14 protein-coding genes are annotated in these 15,858 nt (G+C 34.3%); 8 read left to right on the top strand and 6 right to left on the bottom strand.

Going from position 1 to position 15,858, the window contains the following annotated elements; translation table 11 throughout:
• The first annotated feature begins 58 nt into the window (after window positions 1-58).
• Genes BXU10_RS03675 through BXU10_RS03685 form a run of 3 tightly spaced genes read left to right on the top strand, consistent with a single transcriptional unit; the run spans window position 59 to window position 4,141 of the window.
• Complete coding sequence (locus tag BXU10_RS03675) at window positions 59-1,291, top strand: AAA family ATPase (protein WP_078226145.1); 1,233 nt, start codon at window positions 59-61, stop codon at window positions 1,289-1,291.
• Between the two features lie 4 nt (window positions 1,292-1,295).
• Window positions 1,296-1,940 carry a hypothetical protein gene (locus BXU10_RS03680; protein ID WP_078226146.1) on the top strand — a complete coding sequence of 215 codons (645 nt, stop codon included), beginning with the start codon at window positions 1,296-1,298 and terminating at the stop codon, window positions 1,938-1,940.
• Window positions 1,937-4,141, top strand: a complete 2,205-nt coding sequence (locus BXU10_RS03685) for a radical SAM protein (protein WP_078226147.1) — start codon at window positions 1,937-1,939, stop codon at window positions 4,139-4,141. The genes BXU10_RS03680 and BXU10_RS03685 overlap by 4 nt, the downstream gene beginning before the upstream one ends.
• Here BXU10_RS03685 and BXU10_RS03690 read toward each other — a convergent pair whose 3' ends face one another.
• From BXU10_RS03690 to BXU10_RS03700, 3 genes are read right to left on the bottom strand one after another with little or no spacing between them, the layout of a single operon-like run.
• Window positions 4,142-4,906, bottom strand: a complete 765-nt coding sequence (locus tag BXU10_RS03690; protein ID WP_078226148.1) for an MBL fold metallo-hydrolase — start codon at window positions 4,904-4,906, stop codon at window positions 4,142-4,144.
• A 54-nt stretch (window positions 4,907-4,960) separates the two neighbouring features.
• Window positions 4,961-5,644, bottom strand: a complete 684-nt coding sequence (locus BXU10_RS03695) for a response regulator transcription factor (RefSeq protein WP_078226149.1) — start codon at window positions 5,642-5,644, stop codon at window positions 4,961-4,963.
• Window positions 5,641-6,903 (bottom strand): sensor histidine kinase KdpD, encoded by a 1,263-nt coding sequence (locus tag BXU10_RS03700; RefSeq protein WP_078227903.1) that lies wholly within the window; start codon window positions 6,901-6,903, stop codon window positions 5,641-5,643. The genes BXU10_RS03695 and BXU10_RS03700 overlap by 4 nt, the downstream gene beginning before the upstream one ends.
• A gap of 166 nt (window positions 6,904-7,069) precedes the next feature.
• Between BXU10_RS03700 and BXU10_RS03705 the strand changes: the two genes are divergently transcribed.
• Together BXU10_RS03705 and BXU10_RS03710 are read left to right on the top strand one after the other, a co-directional pair.
• Window positions 7,070-7,483 carry a DUF1573 domain-containing protein gene (locus BXU10_RS03705; protein WP_078227904.1) on the top strand — a complete coding sequence of 138 codons (414 nt, stop codon included), beginning with the start codon at window positions 7,070-7,072 and terminating at the stop codon, window positions 7,481-7,483.
• 131 nt (window positions 7,484-7,614) lie between these two features.
• Window positions 7,615-9,192: a murein L,D-transpeptidase gene (locus BXU10_RS03710; protein WP_078226150.1), complete on the top strand. Its 1,578-nt coding sequence runs from the start codon at window positions 7,615-7,617 to the stop codon at window positions 9,190-9,192.
• Between the two features lie 187 nt (window positions 9,193-9,379).
• On the opposite strand, the gene BXU10_RS03715 is transcribed toward BXU10_RS03710, so the two are convergent.
• Entirely contained in the window at window positions 9,380-9,889 is a 510-nt protein-coding gene (locus BXU10_RS03715; protein WP_078226151.1) for a C40 family peptidase, read from the bottom strand.
• A gap of 184 nt (window positions 9,890-10,073) precedes the next feature.
• Here BXU10_RS03715 and BXU10_RS03720 point away from each other — a divergent pair, with 184 nt between their 5' ends.
• From BXU10_RS03720 to bglX, 3 genes are all read left to right on the top strand, one after another.
• The gene (locus BXU10_RS03720; protein WP_078226152.1) at window positions 10,074-11,168 is read left to right on the top strand and encodes an SGNH/GDSL hydrolase family protein; all 1,095 of its coding nucleotides are present in this window, start codon (window positions 10,074-10,076) and stop codon (window positions 11,166-11,168) included.
• Entirely contained in the window at window positions 11,158-12,534 is a 1,377-nt protein-coding gene (locus BXU10_RS03725) for a sialate O-acetylesterase (RefSeq protein WP_078226153.1), read from the top strand. The genes BXU10_RS03720 and BXU10_RS03725 overlap by 11 nt, the downstream gene beginning before the upstream one ends.
• A gap of 293 nt (window positions 12,535-12,827) precedes the next feature.
• A complete protein-coding gene (bglX, locus tag BXU10_RS03730) occupies window positions 12,828-15,122 on the top strand; it encodes a beta-glucosidase BglX (RefSeq protein ID WP_078226154.1) in 2,295 nt (764 codons plus the stop codon).
• Between the two features lie 95 nt (window positions 15,123-15,217).
• Here the strand turns inward: bglX and BXU10_RS03735 are convergent, their stop codons facing one another.
• Together BXU10_RS03735 and BXU10_RS03740 are read right to left on the bottom strand one after the other, a co-directional pair.
• Entirely contained in the window at window positions 15,218-15,553 is a 336-nt protein-coding gene (locus BXU10_RS03735; RefSeq protein ID WP_078226155.1) for a DUF5615 family PIN-like protein, read from the bottom strand.
• A complete protein-coding gene (locus BXU10_RS03740; protein ID WP_078226156.1) occupies window positions 15,553-15,783 on the bottom strand; it encodes a DUF433 domain-containing protein in 231 nt (76 codons plus the stop codon). The genes BXU10_RS03735 and BXU10_RS03740 overlap by 1 nt, the downstream gene beginning before the upstream one ends.
• Window positions 15,784-15,858: the final 75 nt, after the last annotated feature.

Here is a 15,858-nt window from a genome sequence, read left to right on the forward strand (position 1 = left end):
TATCAAAGGGTTTCTGAATATGGAATTTAATTAGTAAATTCGCTAAAATTACTTTTTTATGAAAATTAAAAATCTTTCACTCAAAAATATAGGTCCATTTCTTGATGACCATCTTGATTTTATTACGGATGAAAATCAAAACCCGCCTGTTATTATAATTACTGGTGAAAATGGAACAGGGAAAACTATTGTTTTAGATGCAATAAGAGGAATTTTATTAGGAACAAATGATGGACATAGGGGGAGTTTGCAAAGGAATATTATTAGAGATGAAAATGATTTTCAAATTAAGTCAAATTTAGATTTCAATAATTCAAATTATACCTTGATTAGTGAAGAAATAGATGATTTTAATAAATTTCAAATCAAATCTGATGAAATTAAATCATTTTATAATGTTTCTAATGGTTTTGGAGGGTATGAAGGAAACATTTGGGTAGCTAGTTATTGGACGTCAAAAACTGACAACTCAAAATTTAAATTAGATTCTTTAGTTTCTTGGAATTCTAAAGGTTATTTGAACGGTGCTTTTACTGGGGTTCAATCTAATGTTGAAGTATTGAAGTTGATAACAGCCTTTGACTATTATAGGTCTAGCGATAATCCAAAGGAAAAAGAAGAAGGAGAGTTTTTATATTCAATTATAAAAAAAATATTTAAACTTGGACTTTTTGATGGCGAGTTGAAATATGTGGAAAGAAAAACAAATATGCCAATTGTTTCTCAAAATGGCTTTGATGTTTCGTTAGATAAATTGAGTAGCGGAAATTTATATTTGATTCAAAGAATGATTTCTCTTTTAGGACAAATGTATTCAGTATATGAATTAAATAATTTAAAACTGGAAGAATTACTTTTGACACCAGGCTTATTGTTAATTGATGAAGCTGAAAATCATTTGCATCCAAAATGGCAAAAAACGTTTTTGAATTCTATTTTAGATATTTTTCCAAATTTACAGATTATTATTACGACACATTCTCCGTTTATAGTTTCTTCAGTGGAAAATGCGAAAGTATTTGTTTGTAAATCGATGAAAGATCATTCAATAATTGTTGATGAAACCGATCTTTATTCGAATAAACCAATAGAAGAAATTTTGCAATCGGAGGTCTTTAGTACAAATCCTTTCAATGCTGAAATTTCAGAATTAATGAACAAGAGAAAAATTGCTATTGAAAGCAAAGATTTTGTTAGGAAAGAAGAGATAGAAGAAAAATTGAAAGCAATCAATCCTGAATATTTCTCCTATTTTGATATAGATAAACTCATTAAAAGTATTTCAAAATAGTTTTATGAGACATTTAGATCGACTACCAAAACCAAATAAACTTATTCAAAAAGAAGAAGAATGGACTAATTTATTTGTTGAATCAGGAAAGCTACGTCCAGATAATAGTAAATATGGTCATAAAGATATTCTTGCTGATTTGAATACAATCAGTTATTACAAATGTTTTTATTCTGAACAAAAGTTAAAAGGAATTCCAAAAGAAATAGACCATCATATTGAAGTTGCTGAAAGGAAAGATTTAGCTTATGATTGGGATAATTTGTATTTATCTTCAACAATATGTAATAATAAATTGCCAAATAAAACTATTTCTGTAAATGATGTGCTTAATCCATTTACAAATTCAGATGAAGAAATTGAAGCACATTTAACTTTTGAAGATGAGTGTATAACTGCAAAAGATGGTTCTAAGTTAGGTTTTGATACTATAAAAAAATACCGTTTAAATTCTGAATTATTAGATAGTTTGAGAGGTAAACAACTTATTATGTTTTATAAGGTTTTAGACATTGTCAGACAAAATCAAGTTAAGGAACAGCGAGATGTGTTTTCGGAAGATGAGAAAGAAGCATTATGTCGCTTTGTTCAGCCAGATTACTCTTTTTCTCTAATGTTTCGACTTTTACTCAAAAAACACAATCTTTGAAAACAAAACTTTTTGTAATCACTCCACCCTTTACCCAACTGAATACACCGTATCCGGCAACTGCTTATATAAAAGGTTTCCTGAATACGAAAAATATAGAATCTGTTCAGGCAGATTTGGGTATTGATGTGATTTTAGAACTGTTTTCGAAAAAAGGGCTTATTGATTTGTTTGAAGTTTCAAGTTTCAGGTTTGAAGTTTCTAATCAAGAAGTTTTAGATAATTCTAAACGCATTTTTGCTTTACAGGACGAATACATCAAAACCATAGATGCTGTTATTCAGTTTTTACAAGGAAAAAATCCAACATTGGCGTTACAAATTTGTCAGGAAGATTTTCTTCCCGAGGCCTCTCGTTTTGCACAATTAGAGGAACTCGACTGGGCTTTCGGAACCATGGGAACTCAGGACAAGGCAAAACATCTGGCGACTTTATATCTGGAAGATATTTCAGATTTTATTGTAGAATGTGTCGATGAAAACTTTGGTTTTAGCCGGTATGCAGAACGTTTAGGCCGAAGTGCCAATTCTTTTGATGAATTGTACGAAGCTTTACAAAAAGAACCGACTTATATTGATTCGATTTTAATTTCACTTCTGAAAGAAAAAATAGAAGCTGTAAACCCAACGTTGTTTTTAATTTCTGTTCCCTTTCCGGGTAATTTATACAGCGCTTTTCGATCTGCGCAATGGGTGAAACAAAACTATCCCGAAATTAAAATTTCGATGGGAGGCGGTTTTCCGAATACAGAATTACGCTCACTTTCTGACAAGCGCGTTTTTGAATTTTTCGATTTTATTACTTTGGATGATGGCGAAGTTCCGATTGAAGAATTAATTTTCAATTTAGAAAATCCGGATTACAATTCATACAAAAGAACTTTTTTACTGGAAAACGGAGAAGTTGTCTATAAAAACAATTCTCTAAAACACGATTATAAACAAGCATTTGTAGGAACTCCTGATTATTCTGATCTGCCTTTGGATAAATACATTTCAGTTATCGAAATCGTAAATCCGATGCACCGAATGTGGAGTGACGGACGTTGGAATAAACTTACGATGGCACACGGCTGTTATTGGGGAAAATGTACTTTTTGCGATATTTCTTTAGATTATATAAAAGTTTACGAACCTGTTGCGGCCAATTTACTTTGTGACCGAATAGAAGAATTAATTGAAAAAACGGGACAAAATGGTTTTCATTTTGTAGACGAAGCCGCTCCGCCTGCCTTAATGCGTGCTTTGGCGCTTGAAATCTTAAAAAGAAAATTAGCTGTAACCTGGTGGACAAATATTCGATTCGAAAAAAGCTTTTCAAAAGATTTGTGCTTATTGCTAAAAGCTTCTGGCTGTATTGCAGTCTCAGGTGGTTTGGAAGTGGCTTCTGATAGATTATTAAAATTGATTGATAAAGGTGTAACCGTTGAGCAAGTTGCAAAAGTAACCAGCAATTTTACCGAAGCCGGAATCATGGTGCATGCGTATTTAATGTACGGATATCCAACACAAACGATTCAGGAAACAGTTGATAGCTTAGAAATGGTACGACAATTATTCGAAGCCGGAATTCTGCAATCGGGATTTTGGCATCAGTTTGCGATGACGGCTCATAGTCCGGTTGGTTTGTATCCGGAGAAATTTGGCGTAAAAAAAGTAACGGAAAACATTGGAACTTTTGCCAATAACGACATCGATTATACAGATGATACCGGAATCAATCATGATAAATTCAGCTTCGGATTAAAAAAGTCACTTTTTAATTTCATGCACGGAATCTGTTTTGATTATGAATTACAGGATTGGTTCGATTTTAAAATTCCGAAGACAAAAATTGATCCTGATTTTATTTTTAATGCTCTTGAGGAGTACAACGATTTCAATACCAAGCCAAATGCAAAAGTGGTCTGGCTGGGCGGAAAACCTTCGGCAGAAAACTTTACAAAATCAAAAAAAGGAAGAAGCTGGGAAATGATGGCATTGACTTTTCATGATAAAAAAGAAAGTTTTACTATTCAGACGAGTAAAGGCGAAGGCGAGTGGCTGGTCGAAATCCTAAAGAAAATCACAGTTTCAAACAGTAAAAATTATACTTTTCAGGAAGTCAAAAATGATTTCGAAATCACATTAGAAGATTTTGAATTATTTTGGTATTCTAAACCAGTTAATACCTTACGGGAATTTGGCTTGTTGGTTTTATAATCAGTATTCCACACATTCCCCATCATTAGGAACAGCCGTTTTGGATAAAAGATTATTTTCGGCCAAAGCCTTTTTTAATTCTTCCCTTGTTGTCGGACAATGGTTTAGAGCCTCTAAATGATTGGCAAAAACTTTCCAGGGTGCCAGTGCGGCAAATTTAAGAATGTCATTCATTCGCATTAATAATGGCTGCCCAAAATCTAATCTTGCTGTGCCACAGGCTACAGTCGCAATATCAGGTTTTAGTTCGGTAAGGACTTTTTCTGTATCTTTTGTGAAAATGGTATCAGAACTGATGTAAATCGTTTTTTCATTCAGAAGTTCTATAAAAAAGCCCATTACATTTCCCATTAATTTGGCGATAAAGCCATATCCGTGAACGGCCGGAATACCCGTTATTTTTCCGTCCAGAAAATTTTGAGGTTTCCAGTACTCCAAAGTTTGTATCACGGTTAAACCTCGCTGCGTTATCTTTTTTTCGTCTTTAATACTGCAAATCACCGGAATTGATTTTCTTTTTAGAAAAACTTCGCCGGCTTTATCAAGATGATCTGGATGCAAATGTGTTATCAGACAATGAGTGACTTTACTCAAAATTTCCCTGCTGTTTTTAGGAAGTGCCGTCAGCGGATTTCTTTTTGGCTGATAACGAAAAAGGGTAAAAGGAGCGATAGTTTTCCTTTTACCTAACATGGGGTCAATTAAAAGGACATGCTTTTCTGTTTCAATGACTAAAGTCGCATTTCGTAGATGATGCAGTTTCATATCTAAAAGTTTACTATTAAAAATACGAAATTTTTTATAATCATAATCTGTAAATTACATTACAAACTTAAATCCGATTCCATGCAGGTTTTCAATAGAAATACCTTTTTCATTGGCTAAAATCTTACGAAGGCGCGAAATAAAAACATCCAGGCTTCGTCCCATAAAATAATCATCGGTTCCCCAAAGCGCTGTTAAAATCTGTTCTCTCTTTAAAACCGTATTTTTATTGTCCAGAAATAATTTCAGCAATTCGGCTTCGCGTTGTGTCAGACCAATTTTTTCTTCCGCATTAAAAAGAATAAAATTTTTAGTATCAAATTGATATTTACCAATTTCGTAAATCGATTTTTCGACCTTGCTGTTTTTTTGAGAACGCTTTAGAAAAACTTCAATCTTTAGCATTAATTCTTCAATACTAAAAGGTTTTACCAAATAATCATCAGCACCCAAACGCAATCCTTTGATTCGATCTTCTTTTAAAGTTTTGGCCGAAAGAAAGATAATAGGAATGTTAGTGTCTATTTTTCGAATTTCTTCTGCCAGTTCAAAACCATCCATTTTTGGCATCATAATATCAAAAATGCAAATGTCAAAATGCTGATCTCTAAAAGACTCTAAACCTGATTTTCCATCAGGACAATGAATCACTTCATAATTATTCTGCTCCAGATTATCTTTTGTCAAAAATGCCAGAGTTTCATCATCTTCGGTATAAAGGATTTTGCTTTTTATCATTTTTTATAAGGAATAGACAATGTTACAGTAATGCCTTTTGTTAGGTTATTTACAGCTGAAATTTTCCAGTTTTGTAAGTTACAAATCTTTTTTACATAGTACAATCCAAGTCCAAAACCATTCACCTCGTTGCTTTTTTGATTTTGGATCCGGTAAAATTTATCAAATATAAAAGATATATTTTTTGAAGCAATTCCAATTCCGTTATCAATACATTCTAATTTCAAAACAGAAGCTTCTGTAGTTATTCTGATGGTGATTTCAGGTTTTGTATCACAATATTTTACAGCATTATCCAGTAAATTATAAATTAGGTTAGCAAAATGAAAAGTATCTGTTTCAAGTTGATACTCTTTCGAAAGAGAATCTATTTTAATGACGGCTTCAGGATATTTTAAAACAATATTTTCAATTGTTTCTTCAATAACAGGAATAATTAAAAACGATTCCTTTTTTAATTCTAAAGTGGTATAATCAGATTTGGCAATATTTAGGATCTTCTCAATATGATGATTTAACTTTTGGCCCTGATTGATAATGATATTGGTGTAGGTATGAAGTTTTTTATCTTCTTTGATTAGGTTTTGCTCAGCTAAATATTTCGAAGCAATTAAAATAGAAGATAAAGGCGTTTTAAATTCGTGTGTCATGTTATTGATGAAATCGCGCTGTAACTCAGAATATTTTTTTTGCTGTAAAAGAGTGAAAATAGAGTAAACGTAAATCAGTAAAATAAAAATCAGTAGAATAGATAGTACAAACCAAAAACGCATCGAACTAAATAAATAAGTAGTTTCGTGCGGAAACCGAACTGCAAAATAATAAACCAGATTTTTGTGTTTAGGGAAATAAACGGTTTGTTTTACTTTTTGCTTTTCAGATAATGAAACGTAATTTCCATAAATCATTTCGTCGCTTTGACAGTTGTACATGGCGTATTCAAAATCTGTCGTGATATTCATTTTTTTAAATTCAGTTTTCAGATAAAACTCCAGAATATCAGGTTCAAAATCATTATCAATGTTTACAATATAATAGTCATTGGCAATTTTCTGTACCGGATTTTGTGCCGGCAATTCGTGATTAGTGCCTTCATATAATTTTTTTGCGACTTCCAGCAGGGCAATATGTGTTTTCTGGCTCAGCTTTTTTTGTTCTAATGTAAAAGCTTCTTTTGTCCACAGTAATTGAGCAATCAATATACCGATAATGGCTATTAATCCGAGGATAATGATGCTGTTGAGTCTGTTTACTTTCAAGGGAACCTGCTTTTTAGAAAGTGTAATATTAATCAAATTTTAAATTAAAAACAGCGGTTAACAGGTCATTAACAAACATTTGAAACCGGTTAACAGCGAATTGATTTTTTGTAAGGTACTTTTGAAATATAAAATTAAACCATTTACCAATTTAAATAAATATACTATGAAAATTTTAAAAATTACAATGTTGGCATTAGCATTAGGATTAATGTCCTTTTCGGCAATTACACCTATAAAAGTGATCGCTTCAAAAGTAGAAAGTAAGTTTGATGCTTCTGCTATTGTATGGAAAGCAGAAACAATTGATGTGGGGCAAATTCCGCAAGGAACTCCAAAAGCAATTGTTTTCGAATTTAAAAATACCGGAAAAACAGCTGTCGTAATTACAAATGTACAAGGTTCATGCGGCTGTACCGCAACAGATTATACTAAAGAGCCAATTCTTCCTGGTAAATCTGCAAAAGTTACAGCAACTTATAATGCGGCAAACAAAGGAGCTTTTACCAAAACGGTTACAGTTACAACGAGTGGAGAAACAACTCCTAAAGTCCTGACTTTGAAAGGAACAGTTATCTAAAATAAAGTTGATTATATAAAGGGGGAAAACTCCGGTCATGTGATGTGACCGGAGTTTTTTTATGCCAAAATATTATTTGAGAATGAATTTGTTTTTACTAAAACTTTTCTATTTTTATTAAAAAAATCATTATGAAAATTTGGTACAGGTTTGCTGTTATTATGCTTGTTTTTATTGCTGTTTCATGTAATTCAAAAGGAGATAAAAAAGAGGGAAACCAAAAAGAAGAGAAGGTTGTAATACCGGAACTTAAGCTTTCAATTGACAGCCTTGCAATCGCGGGATTTTATGAAACATATCCGAAACTTAAAAATTTTCAGGATGAGGTTGCTGCTTTATACATCAAAAAACAATCGACTCAATTATGGCTTGATAACAAAGGCGTTGTTGAGTTCGGAAATACTTTGTATGATAAATATAAAGGTTTGGAAAATGAAGGTTTGAAAGCCAATTTTCCGTACAAAGAAATCAATTCCATTTTTGAAAACAATTCGGTAAACAAGCTTTCAAAAGTCAATACCGATTTGATGATTACCAATTTGTATTTCTATTATGCCGAAAAAGTATACAGAGGTTTTGACGAAAAAACATCGATTTCATTAGAATGGCTGCTTCCGCGAAAAAAACTCAATTATCAGGTTTTAACCGATTCTATTTTTGAAAAATCAACTATAAGTGATGATAAGAAGAGTAAAATGTTCAGCCAGTATTACAAGCTCCGCGATGCACTTCATCAATACAGAGGCATTGAAAAAAATGGAGGCTGGAAAACAATTGAAGTTGATGAAGATTATAAAGGTTTAAAATTAGGAGATTCTTCGACAATAATTGGTCAAATCAGAGAGAGACTTTTTGTAACTGGAGATATTAAGGAGGATAACAAAAGTGCTGTTTGTGATACGGTTTTAATGAAGGCAGTCAAAAATTACGAATTGCGTCATGGTTATGCACCAAAGAATACGATTTTATTAGAGCATATCAATGATTTGAATATTCCGGTTTCTGACCGAATCAAAACGATTATTGCCAACATGGAGCGCTGCCGCTGGATTGACCCTGAATTGGAAAAAGGCAAAAAGTATATCGAAGTTAATATTCCGGAATTTAGATTGTATATAGTCGAAGATGGTAAAATTACCTTTATATCACCGGTTGTGGTGGGCAGGACAATGACAAAAACAGTTGTTTTCAGCGGAATGATGAATAATATTGTTTTTAGTCCGTACTGGAATGTTCCGCCAAGTATTATCAAAAGCGAAATTAAACCCGGAATGACAAAAGACAAAGACTATCTGGCAAAGAAAAACCTGGAATGGAATAACGGAGCCGTAAGACAGCTTCCGGGGAAAAATAACTCACTAGGGCTGGTTAAGTTTTTATTTCCAAATTCCAGTAACATCTATCTGCATGATACGCCCGCAAAAAGTCTGTTCGAAAGAGAAAGCAGGGCTTTTAGTCATGGCTGCGTACGTGTAGCAAAACCACGTGAACTTGCCATCGAATTATTAAAAGTAGATCCAAAATGGACTCCGGAAAGAATTGACAAAGCCATGCATGCGGGAAAAGAAAGCTGGTATACTTTGAAGAAAAAAGTTCCGGTTTATATTGGCTATTTTACCGCCTGGGTTGATCGCGAAGGCCAGCTGAATTTTTACAAAGATATTTATCAAAGAGACGAAAGTCTTATCAAGTTATTGACAGAAGAGTAAATAAGGCAGCTAAGTTAATTTTTTACGCAGATTTTGGCAGATTACATTAGATTTAAAAAGATTTAATTAGATTTTTTTTTGGCATGTCTCAATAAAAAAATCTAATTAAATCTTTTTAAATCTGCGTGAAAAAACATTTTGTAAAATTCTTAGCATGTTTGCTAAAGGCGCCTCGGGTTGTGAAAAATTATTCAGACAAAACATCAACACATTTATAAAAACGTCGGGTATAATGCTCTTCATCAAGTGCCGTGATCGTAACTTTTTGTGCTTTTCCGGAGGATGCGTGTATAAATTTGGACTGCATTCCGTTAGCTTCACAGATGATGCCAACGTGCCCTATAACATTTCTGTCTTTGTATCCATAAAATACTAATACATCTCCTACTTTAAATTCCTCAGGTTTTAAAGACTTACCTATGTTTTTATAACCACCTGAACTTCTCGGTAAGGTTAAACCAAAATTTTTGAAGACATAATAGACAAACCCCGAACAGTCAAATCCTTTGCTGGGATTGCTGCTTGCATATAAATATCGTGTTCCTAGATGTTGTTTTGCATACGAAATAATTGAATCCCGCTCAATTGCAGTCTGGATTTTAACCGAATCAGATTGCATTTTATTGTTTTTTTTTAAAGTAAAAGAAGAAAACAAAATAATAAACAGAAGAAGTAGGACAGGAACAGTAGTTTTCATTTTTGGGGCAGATAAAAATATTAGTTTATAAAGATAAGGCGTTTAGTCAGAATATCAAAAAAGAGGTGAAATCGGAGAAATGCTTTTTGGTGTTTTTTTATTACTTTTTGACATTTTAGTATCTTTCTGTAAAATGTAATTCGGATATATTTGTGAAATGTATTTATATTTTAACGAATAAATTATGTTTATCAAAAAAATACCACTTTTAATTTTGTTTTTGTTGATTTCAGTACTTTCGATTTCACAAACCCAACCACAAACTTTTTTGTATGCAGGTAGAGTTGACGTGCTGGAGGATAATAAAGCTGTCCTGATTGGAACAGCATCGTCTGTATCCTTTAATTTTTCAGGAAATAAATGTGCTGTTACGCTGCAAAGTATCGATTCATGGGAACATCATAATTATGTGGTATTAGAATTAGATGGTCAGTATATGGGAAAAGTCACTGTTGAGAAAGGCCCTGCCCAGTCTTTTAATATTAGAGCTACTTCAAATCAAAAAGTGCATACACTAACCATTTACAAAGCTACAGAAGCTACGATGGGAAATGTTTTGTTTGTAGGGACTACAGCAAAATTAATGACTATAACTTCTGTAAAGAAGAAGAAGATCGAATATATTGGAGATTCCATAACAAGTGGTGCAGCAAATGATCCGTCAACGATTCCGTGTGATCAGGGTCAATATTTTGATCATCATAATGGTTATTATGCTTATGGGCCTATTATTTCAAGAAATATTGATGTCGACTATTTGATGAGTTCCGTTTCCGGAATCGGGATTTACCGTAACTGGAATGAAGAAGGTTCTGATGCACCAATTATGCCTGGTGTTTATGAAAATTTGTATTTGACAAAAGACGCTTCAAAACCTAAATATGATTTTGCTTTTCAGCCTGAAATTATCAGCATTGCCTTAGGAACCAATGATTTTTCTAATGGTGACGGGACAAAAGAACGTTCGCCTTTTAGTCCTGAAAAGTATGTTTTGAATTATGTCAATTTTATAAAGATGTTATACCAGCATAATCCAAATGCACAATTGGTTTTAACAAACAGCCCAATGGTAAACGGAGAAAAAGCCGTAATTTTTGAAGACTGTCTGAATAAGATAAAAACGGAATTTGATGCTGATAAATCACACAAGCCAATTCTGATTTTTAAATTTAAGCCTATGACACCAAGCGGATGTTCCGGACATCCGAATATTGTAGAGCACAAAATTATGGCTGCCGAATATGGTCCTTTTTTAAAAAATCTGCTAAATGAAAAATAATATATTTAAGTTTGTTTTTTCTCTGATTTCAGGTACGATGATGGCAAACGTTTCCCTTCCGAATATTTTTGGCGATAATATGGTATTGCAGCGCAACTCCGAAGTCAAAATTTGGGGCTGGGGCAATCCAAAAGAGGAAATCAAATTGGTTTCCAGCTGGAACAATCAGGAATATAAAGTTACAACAAACAATCAGGCACAATGGGAATTTAAGATCAAAACGCCTGAAGCGGGAGGTCCTTATTCGATCTCTATAAAAGGCTATAATGAAGTGGTGCTGAAAAACATTTTAATTGGCGAAGTCTGGGTTTGTTCGGGTCAGTCCAATATGGAAATGTCTGTAAGCTGGGGAATCGATAATGGGGAGGAAGAAGCCAAAAATGCTGCGAATCCTAATATTCGTTTTTTTACAGTTCCGAAATTAACGGCGACGACACCACAGAATAATTTATTAGGCAACTGGACCGAATCGACTCCGGAAACCATGAAATACTTTAGTGCGGTGGGCTACTTCTTTGCCAAACGCCTAAGAGAAGATTTGAAAAATGTTCCCATCGGATTAATTTCTTCCAATTGGGGAGGAACTCCCGCAGAAATCTGGATGCCTGAAGAAGTCGTTCAGAACGATGCTGTTTTATTGGAAAATGCCAAAAAACTAAACGAACAGGAATACGGACCAAGGCAGCCGGGACGTGCCTACAATGCGATGATTTATCCATTCGTTGGATTTAAAATTGCTGGTACTCTTTGGTATCAGGGCGAATCCAATGTAGGTTCAGAAGTTTATGATAAAACATTATCGGCCTTGATTACTTCATGGCGAAAAGGCTGGCAGGATGATTTTCCGTTTTATTATGTACAAATTGCACCTTTTAAAACAGGCAGTAACAACTTTTCAAATGTTACGCTCCGCAACTCCCAGCGAAAACTTTTAAAAGAAATCAATACTACTGGAATGGTCGTGATAAGTGACGTTTCGGATACAATTGATATTCACCCGAAAGATAAAAAATCAGTTGGAATTCGTTTAGCAAATTTAGCATTGGTGAATACTTATAAAACCAATTCTAATCTGGTAAACGGTCCGCTTTTTAAAGAAATCAAAATGGATAAAAACAAGGCTATTGTTTCTTTTGATTATGCTGATGGATTACATTTTAAAGATAAAATCACGAAACAGTTTGAAATTGCCGGTGCTGATGGAACTTTTTATCCTGCGGAGGCTTCGATAAAAAATAATCAGGTAATCGTAATGAGTAAAAAAGTACCGAATCCTGCAAAAGTAAGATTTGCATGGGGAAATACAATTCAGTCCGATTTGTTTAATAAGGCTAATTTACCGGCTTCCTGTTTTATTTCGGAGTAAAGGATTGCATGCTTTTTTGTCATTTCGACGAAGGAGAAATCACACAAGTAATTCCACAATGAGAATCGCCAATCTTTGTCGAGCTACTTACGAAGATTCCTCGTTCCTCGGAATGACAAGATTGTGGATAACAGGGATTCCTTAAAAAAACCGAAAAATTTCTCGTTACCCGTCGCGTGAGGGATAGAGGCGGTATCCTTTTGTGAAGAGAAACGGAACAAAAGATATAGCCGAAAGCCCGACACTTGCCTTTTTTCGGCAAGGGACACGCTAAAAATATAAAACTAACTATCATGATAAATAAAAGAATATTAATTATTGGGGTTTTAACCCTGTTTACTGCCGGAAATATGAATGCACAGAAGAAACCGTATCTGGATAAAAATAAAACGATTGAACAACGAATTGAACTGCTTTTGCCATTGATGACTTTGGAAGAAAAAGTGGGACAAATGAATCAATATAATGGTTTTTGGGATGTGACTGGTCCTGCTCCAAAAGGTGGAAATGCCGAATTGAAATACGAACATCTGAGAAAAGGATGGGTAGGTAGTATGCTCACAGTTCGCGGTGTGAAGGAGGTTCGTGCGGTGCAGAAAATTGCGGTGGAAGAAACCCGATTGGGAATTCCGCTGATTATTGGTTTTGACGTCATTCACGGTTATAAAACGTTAAGTCCGATTCCATTGGCAGAAGCGGCCAGCTGGGATTTGGATGCAATTAAAAAATCGGCAGCAATTGCGGCAGATGAGGCTTCGGCATCCGGAATTAACTGGACTTTTGGTCCTAATGTAGATATTACAAACGATGCGCGCTGGGGACGTGTGATGGAAGGCGCAGGAGAAGATCCGTATCTGGGAAGCAAAATTGCAGTTGCAAGAGTAACCGGTTTTCAGGGAGATTCAAAAGAGGATTTAGGGAAAATAAATACCATTGCAGCGTGTGCAAAACATTTTGCGGCGTATGGATATGTAGAATCCGGTCGTGATTATAATTTGGTTGATATTAGCAATTCGAAATTATTCAATACTGTTTTGCCACCTTTCGAAGCGGCTACCAATGCAGGCGTGAGAACGTTTATGAATTCGTTTAATTTGGTAAACGGAATTCCGGCGACGGGAAATGTTTTTCTTCAAAGAGATATTCTGAAAGGCAAATGGAAATTTGACGGTTTCGTGGTTTCAGACTGGGCTTCTGTTCGTGAAATGATTCCGCATGGTTATGCCAAAGATGGTGCAGATGCGACTTTAAAAGCGGTTACAGCAGGTTCTGATATGGATATGGAATCACATTTGTATGTTAACGAATTAGCGAAATTAGTTAAGGAAGGAAAAGTTAAAGAGGCTTTAGTAGATGATGCAGTTCGTAGAATCTTGCGAGTAAAATTTGAATTGGGATTGTTTGATGATCCCTACAAATACTGTGATGAAAAACGTGAAAAAGCGACTATAGGAAATAAAGCGAATAATGATGGTGTTTTGGACATGGCGAAAAAGTCGATTGTCTTATTGAAGAATGATAAAAACCTGCTTCCGCTAAAAAAATCCGGACAAAAGATTGCTTTGATAGGAGCATTAGCAAATGATAAAAACAGTCCGTTGGGAAGCTGGCGAATCGCCGCAGAAGACAATACGGCAGTTTCGGTTTTAGAAGGGATGCAGCAATACAAAGACAATCAGCTGGTTTTTGAAAAAGGTGCCGATTTGATTGTTGGAAAAGCGACTTTCCTGGATGAGGTGGTTTTTAATACAACAGACAAAAGCGGATTTGAAGCGGCAAAATCGGCAGCCAAAAACGCAGATGTGGTAGTAATGGTTTTAGGCGAACATGGTTTTCAGAGTGGTGAAGGACGAAGCAGAACAAACCTTGATCTACCTGGACTACAGCAGGAATTATTAGAAGAAATTTACAAGTTAAATCCAAATATTGTTTTGGTTTTAAATAATGGGCGTCCGTTGACTATTCCGTGGGCAGCAGAACATATTCCGACTATTGTTGAAGCCTGGCATTTGGGAACACAAACCGGAAATGCAGTGGCGCAGGTTTTATACGGAGATTACAATCCGAGCGGAAAACTGCCAATTTCTTTCCCGAGAAACGTAGGTCAGGTTCCAATTTATTACAACAATTACAGTACAGGAAGACCTGTAAACGCAGATGGGAATGTGTTTTGGTCGCACTTTTCAGATGTAGAAAAAACACCTCAGTTTCCTTTTGGCTTTGGATTGAGTTATACTAAATTCGATTATAAAAATCTGAAAATAAACAAAACCGCTTTCGCAAAAGGCGAACCGGTTCAGGTAAGTGTTGAGATTACCAATTCAGGTAATTATGACGGAAAAGAAGTAGTCCAGCTGTACATTCATGACGATTTTGCAAGTATTGCCAGACCGGTTGAGGAATTGAAAGGTTTTGAATTGGTAAGTTTGAAGAAAGGAGAAACTAAAACAGTAAACTTTACTTTGACAGATGCAGAACTTGGTTTTTATGATAATAACGGAAATTACTTGGTTGAACCTGGGACTTTTAAACTTAAGGTTGGAGGAAGTTCTGATTCAGGTTTAGAGAGTGGATTTGAGTTGAAGTAAAAAGACTCTTATAAATATTTATTCACGCAGATTTTGCAGATTTTTTATCTCGATAATCTGTTAAATCTGCGTGAGTTTTACATGAAAACATAAGATTAGTAGATTTCTAAAATCATTAAATCATTATTTGAAACGAATGATTCAATAATTTCTTTTTTTGAAATCAAAAGTTCTGCAATTTGTTTGGTGTTTTGATTGAAAGTCTTTAAAATTATAACTTTTGGAGGAACTCCTTTTAAGAGTAATAGTTTTTCAAAATCATCGTCGTGAGTAAGTATGGTGTAATTGTTTTTTCTGGCGAATTCCCAAATTTCAATATCTTTTGCAGGTTGATTTACTTTAATGTCTTTAGAATGAAAAGAATTAGGGAAATCATTTTCAATAAGTTTTATAATTCTCCATGAAATATTTGCATCCAAGAGTAATTTCATTACGCGGCAATTATTTTTGTAATGTTTTCTCTGTTAGCTGCAAAAGCTAAAGCTGCAAAAATATGCTCCTTTTTTAATTCGGGGAAATCTTCAATAATGTCGTCAAAAGACATTCCATTTGCCAGCCATGAAAGAATATCCGAGACACAAATTCTTGTTCCGGTAATAATAGGTTTACCAAATCGGATATCAGGATTTATCGAAATTAAATTTTGCCAGTTATTTTCCATGAATTTATTATTTTAACAAATTTACAAAAATTAAGGACTATTTAGGTTTAAAATAATAGGTTTGTTTTTATCTTT

This window comes from Flavobacterium sp. LM4 (assembly GCF_002017935.1).
In the GTDB taxonomy this organism is placed as follows: Bacteria; Bacteroidota; Bacteroidia; order Flavobacteriales; family Flavobacteriaceae; genus Flavobacterium; species Flavobacterium chungangense.